Below are 6000 nucleotides of genomic sequence, written 5' to 3' on the forward strand. Positions count from 1 at the left end.
CTGGAAACATCCAAGGTGAGGTCAGGCGTCTGGGCGCACCCCGCAACGCGGGCAGCTATCCAGCCCTATCCCTCGCCTTCAGCTCCAGCCGTCGTGCGTGCAGCACCGGCTCGGTGTAGCCGTTGGGCTGGACACGGCCCTTGAAGACGAGGTCGCAGGCGGCAAGGAAGGCTATCGACTTGTCGAAGTCGGGCGCCATCGGCCGGTAGAGCGGATCGCCTGCGTTCTGGCGGTCGACAATCGCCGCCATGCGCTTCATCGTCTCCATCACCTGATCGGTGGTGCAGACGCCATGGTGCAGCCAGTTGGCGATGTGCTGCGAGGAGATGCGCAGCGTGGCGCGGTCCTCCATCAGGCCGATGTCGTTGATGTCAGGCACTTTCGAGCAGCCGACGCCCTGGTCGATCCAGCGCACGACATAGCCCAGAATGCCTTGCGCGTTGTTGTCGAGCTCCTTCTGGATGTCCGCCTGCGACCAGTTTGGCCGCACGGCGACCGGCACCGACAGGATGTCGTCGAGCTTGGCCTTGGGCCGGCTCTTCAACGCCACTTGGGCGGCATGGACATCGACCTTGTGATAGTGGGTGGCGTGCAGCGTCGCCGCCGTCGGCGATGGCACCCAGGCGGTGTTGGCGCCGGCCTTGGGATGGGCGATCTTCTCGTTGAGCATCGCCGCCATCAGGTCGGGCATCGCCCACATGCCCTTGCCGATCTGGGCGTGGCCGGCCAGCCCGCATTCCAACCCGGTGTCGACGTTCCAGGCCTCGTAGGCGGCAATCCAGGCGGCCTGCTTCATGTCGCCCTTGCGGATCATCGGGCCGGCTTCCATCGAGGTGTGGATCTCGTCGCCAGTGCGGTCGAGGAAGCCGGTGTTGATGAAGACGACGCGATCCTTGGCGGCGCGGATCGCCTCCTTGAGGTTGACGGTGGTGCGCCGCTCCTCATCCATGATGCCCATCTTGATGGTATTCGCCGGCATCCCCAGCAGCGCTTCGACACGGTCGAAGATCTCGACCGCGAAGGCGACCTCTTCCGGCCCATGCATCTTGGGTTTTACGACGTACATCGAGCCGGCGCGGGAATTTTGCCGGCGTCCGTTCGGCCCGACATCGTGCAGCGCGATGAGCGCCGTCATCGCCGCATCCATGATGCCTTCCGGCACCTCGTTGCCGTCGCGGTCTGTTATCGCCGGATTGGTCATGAGGTGACCGACATTCCTGACCAGCATCAGCGAGCGGCCGGGCAGGGTCAGCGTGCCGCCATCGGGCGCGGTATACGACCGGTCGGGATTGAGTTTTCGCGTGAACGTCCTGCCGCCCTTGGTGATCTCTTCCGCCAGGTCGCCCTTCATCAGGCCGAGCCAGTTGCGGTAGACCACGACCTTGTCCTGCGCATCGACCGCGGCGACCGAATCCTCGCAGTCCTGGATGGTGGTCAGCGCCGATTCCAGGATGACGTCGGCAATGCCGGCCGGATCGGTCTTGCCGATCTGGTTGTTGCGGTCGATTGATATCTCGATGTGCAGGCCGTTCCTGGCGAGCAGGACGGCTTCGGGATTGGCGGCATCGCCGCGATAGCCGGCAAACTGTCTGGGGTCGGCAAGCGTGGTTGCGCCGGCGCCCTCGCCCAGCCGCAACATGCCGTTGGCAACCGAAAGCCCGTTCACCCCTGCCCATTTGCCCGAGGTGAGCGGCACCGACTCGTCGAAGAAGCTCTTTGCCCAGGCGACGACCCTGGCGCCGCGCGCGGGGTTAAAGCTTTTGCCCTTCTCGGCGCCATCGGTCTCGGGGATGGCATCAGTGCCGTAGAGCGCGTCGTAGAGCGAGCCCCAACGCGCATTGGCGGCGTTCAGCGCATAGCGCGCGTTCATCACTGGCACCACCAGCTGCGGCCCGGCAACCACCGAGATCTCCGGGTCGACATTTTCGGTCGCGACCGAGAAGGCCGGCCCTTCCGGCACGAGATAGCCGATCTCCTTGAGGAAGTTCTTGTAGGCCTCCATGTCGACCGGCGCGCCATTGTCGTGATACCAGCGGTCGATGCTCGCCTGCAGGGCGTCGCGCTTTTCGAGCAGCGCCCGGTTCTTCGGCGCCAGATCGCCAACGATGGCCGCAAAGCCGGTCCAGAACGCGTCGGCTGCGATGCCCGTGCCCGGCAGCGCCTCGTTCACGATGAAATCATGAAGCTCGCGGGCAATCTGCAATCCGGCGATCTCGACGCGATCGGTCATCAGGGTTTCTCCAAGATGAAAGGCTTTGGCCGGGCCTTTGGCATGTCAGGGTGGCAGGGTCAATTCAGCTTAGGGTGAAGGAGGGCGTTTTGCTGCCGATCTCCCCCCTCGAGGAGAGATGGCCGGCAGGCCAGAGGGGGTCAGTCCGACCGGGCCGGCCTCCTGCGATAGAAGCAAGTTGCCCTCCACGCGCGGCGACCCCCCTCTGTCGCCTTCGGCGACATCTCCCCCTCAAGGGGGGAGATTATGCGCTCACACCGCAATCCTTGGCCTTCCCGAGGCCACCGCCACCACATGCGCCTCGATGAACATGCGCTGGCCTTCGACGGTGGAGACGCGGAATTCGCTGGCGACTTCGATTTCGGCGCTGTCGGTGCCGGCGTCCCGCGCCCGCCCGGCCGCGATTGCCCGCACGTCGGTTTCGGCCGCCGCGATCGCTGCGGCCTCATCGAGGAAATCGCGCACGCTCTCGCCTGAGGCGACGCGAAACAGCCCTTCCTTGGGCTGGCTGACCCGCGCCTCCGCCGAAACCCTGACCTGGCCGACTACGGCGCCGAGCGCATTGGCGACATCGGTATCCTCCGGCACCACGCAGCCATTGCCGACCAGTGGCGGCAGCCCGGCATAATGCAGCGGCGCCGAGGCGCCGAGGCCGATGACCGGGCGGTCGAGCGCGACGCTGAGGCGGGCGATGCCGGGATGCGCGTCGACGGCGCGCTGGACCAGCGCATGGGCGACAGTCGCCGCGCCGTCCAGCCCGTCCTCGGCAAAGGCGGTCTCGAGGATGACTTCCGCCGACAGGCGGGTCAGCGTGGTCAGCACCCGCTCCGAAATCGCCTCCGGCGAGGCGGCAATCGATTGCCCGCGCCCGTCGCGCTTGCGGGCGAACAGTTCCGCACCCAAGCGAGCCGAAACGGCATCCCAGTTGGCCTGCTTGCCCAGCACATGGGCGGCGTCCGATGGCGTGAAGCCGGCGACATGCACCAGCCCGCGCGACACCAGCCGGTTCAAGGTGGCGTTCTGGGCGTTCGAGGTCAAAAGCCTGTCGAGGGCGAGCGGCACAACACCGATCATCTCATAGAGCTTGGCCTCGGCGCCGGTCTGGCCCGCCGCCAGCCGCTCCGGCACGCCGGTCCTGACCGCCAGACGGCCGTCCATGCGGCCGGGGTTGGGCGCGCGCAGCTGGCGTTCGAGCTCTGATGTGACGGCCTCGCCATGCACCATGCCGGCCAGCGCCAGCGGCACCAGGCGGCGCGGCCCAAGCAGGATCTTTGGGTTGAGCGCGCCGTCCTCCAGCGCCACTTCGGAATCGCCGCCGAGCCCAAAAGTGCGCATGGCGACGGCCTCGACCATGGTGCGGAAGCCGCCGACGGTGGCGCCTTCCGGATCGAGCCTAGGACGGCCCCCGTCGAGCACGGCGACGTCGGTAGTGGTGCCGCCGATGTCGGAGACCACGGCATTGTCGAGCCCGGTCATGTGGCGGGCGCCGACAAGGCTGGCGGCCGGGCCGGACAGGATCGTCTCGATCGGCCGCTGGCGGGCAAACGCCGCCGAGACCAAAGCGCCGTCGCCGCGCACCACCATCAGCGGAGCGGCGATGCCGCGCGCGGCGAGAAAGCCTTCGGTCGCCGCCACCAGCCGGTCGATCATCGAGATCAGCCTGGCGTTGAGCAGCGTCGTCAGCGCCCGGCGCGGGCCGCCGAGCTTGGCCGACAGCTCGTGGCTGGCGGTGACCGGCAGGCCGGTCCTTTCGCGGATCAGGTCGCGGGCGGCGAGCTCATGCGCCGGGTTGCGGGTGGCGAAATAGGCGCAGACGGCAAAGCCGGATACCGAGGCGCCGAGTTCCGGCAGCGCCGCCTCCAGCCCGGACAGGTCGAGTTTTGCCGCATTGCCGTGGACGTCATGGCCGCCGGGGCAGAACACCACAGGGTCGGTGCCGAGCGCCGCCTTCAGCCCGTCGCGAGCCAGATCGCCCTCGGAAAAGCCGATCATCACCAGCGCCACGCGGCCGCCCTGGCCCTCGACTAGCGCGTTGGTGGCGAGCGTCGTCGACATCGACACCAGCTTGATCGCCGCCGGATCGGTGCCGGCCTTTGCCAGCACGGCGTCGACCGCGCCCGATATGCCGACCGCCAGGTCGTGGCGCGTCGTCAGCGCCTTGGCCTTGGCCAGCACTTTTCCGTGAGGCCCCTCGGCTTCGGACCACAGCACGGCGTCGGTATAGGTGCCGCCGGTGTCGATGCCGAGGAACAGGGGTTTGGTCTTGGCGGTCATTGGCGGGTCCGGGAGATTTGCTTCCCCGCCCCTTAGCCGATACGCGCCGGCCGATAAAGCCGCGAGTGCTGGGCCAAGGAAAGAGAGCGTAATCTCCCCCCTCGAGGGGGAGATGTCGCCGAAGGCGACAGAGGGGGTCGCCGATCCACGCGAGACGACCCCCTCTGGCCTGCCGGCGATCTCCCCCTTAAGGGGGAGATCGCAGCGTCAACTTGCCCGACGAGCCCCACTTTTTTGCGGTCTGTCGCGCGCTATTTCGCCGTGACAGTGCCCTTCATCGACGCGTGGATCGAGCATTTGAAGGGGTGAGCGCCTGCGGCTGATATCTTGACCTTGGCGCTCTTGCCCTTGGCGAGTTGGCCGGTGTCGAAGGAACCGTCCAGCGCGGTGGCGGTGTGCGTCATGGAATCGGCATTTTTGAAGGTGATGGTGTCGCCGACGGCGACACTGATTTTCGCCGGGTGGAATTTCATGCCCTTGATCTGGACCGCATGGTTGGCGGCGTAGGCGGGCATGGCGAAAACAAGCAAAGCAAGGACGAGCGCGGTACGCATGGTGGATTTCCTCCTGAGCGCGAGAAGGCTCATGCTACGCTAACGTCGGCGCGCGGCCGTTCATGCCACGAACCCCACTTTTTTATGCGTGCCGTCGCAGAACGGCTTGTTGGCGGAATGGCCGCAGCGGCAGAGGAAGGTTCGCGTCGTCCGGTCGACCGTATGCCCGGTGCCGGTGACGATTTCGAGATTGCCCTCGAGCTTGAGCGGGCCGTTGGTCGTCGGCGTCACCTTCAACGGCCCGTCCCTCGCCTCCAGCGCCGGCGTGTCCTTCAGCGCCGGCTCGCCGGTGGCGGTGAAGCCTGATTTGTTGTGGCTGCCGTCGCAGAACGGCTTGTTTTCCGAAGCGCCGCAGCGGCAGAGCGTGGCGCGGAAGAACGTCTCGTCGCCGAGCACGATTTCGGCATGCAGCGCCAGCGGGCCGTTTTCCCTTATGCGCACGGTGTTGACCACCGGGGGCTTCTCCTGCGGCCCGCCATCCTTCCTGATGTAGGTGATGGCGCCCGACGGGCAGCTCTCGGCGATCGCCACGATCTTCTCGACGCTGGCCGCCTCGGGATGGATCCACTGGCCCTTCGCGTTGGGCACGAAGACATGCGGATCGCCAAGCACGCAATTGCGCGAATGGATGCAGCGCCGACCCGAAAAGCCGACATCGATCTTTTCGCTTTCGACCATGCCTGCCATAGCTGTGCTCCTTCGCTCAAGGCGTCACGCTATGGCGGTGACCCGGACGGCGTCAAGCTGGGAAGGGTGCCCCTTCCCCCTTGCGAGCTTTGTAATGTCGGGTGGAAGAGGATGGCGGTTACCTGCGCTTCGCGAAAAGCGCGGCGCTACTAAAAAGACCCCTCTCCGGCCGCTTTCGCGGCCACCACCATCAGCTTGGTTAGCTGTGGTGCCTCAGCAGGTTGTCCCGATCGAAGCCGAGGCGGCTGATGGGTG

At 66.5% G+C, this 6000-nt stretch carries 4 protein-coding genes; all 4 read right to left on the bottom strand.

The window, feature by feature from the left end:
* Positions 1–55: 55 nt before the first annotated feature.
* Complete coding sequence (locus E5X88_RS20880; RefSeq protein ID WP_292164626.1) at positions 56–2230, bottom strand: malate synthase G; 2175 nt, start codon at positions 2228–2230, stop codon at positions 56–58.
* Positions 2231–2482: 252 nt separating this feature from the next.
* Positions 2483–4504, bottom strand: coding sequence for a hydantoinase/oxoprolinase family protein (locus E5X88_RS20885; RefSeq protein ID WP_292164627.1), 2022 nt, complete (start codon positions 4502–4504; stop codon positions 2483–2485).
* A 251-nt stretch (positions 4505–4755) separates the two neighbouring features.
* Positions 4756–5058 (bottom strand): cupredoxin family copper-binding protein, encoded by a 303-nt coding sequence (locus tag E5X88_RS20890; RefSeq protein WP_292164629.1) that lies wholly within the window; start codon positions 5056–5058, stop codon positions 4756–4758.
* A gap of 60 nt (positions 5059–5118) precedes the next feature.
* Complete coding sequence (locus E5X88_RS20895; RefSeq protein WP_292164631.1) at positions 5119–5745, bottom strand: CDGSH iron-sulfur domain-containing protein; 627 nt, start codon at positions 5743–5745, stop codon at positions 5119–5121.
* Positions 5746–6000: the final 255 nt, after the last annotated feature.

Origin of the sequence: Mesorhizobium sp. (genome assembly GCF_004962245.1) — a bacterium.
Classification (GTDB): Bacteria; Pseudomonadota; Alphaproteobacteria; order Rhizobiales; family Rhizobiaceae; genus Mesorhizobium.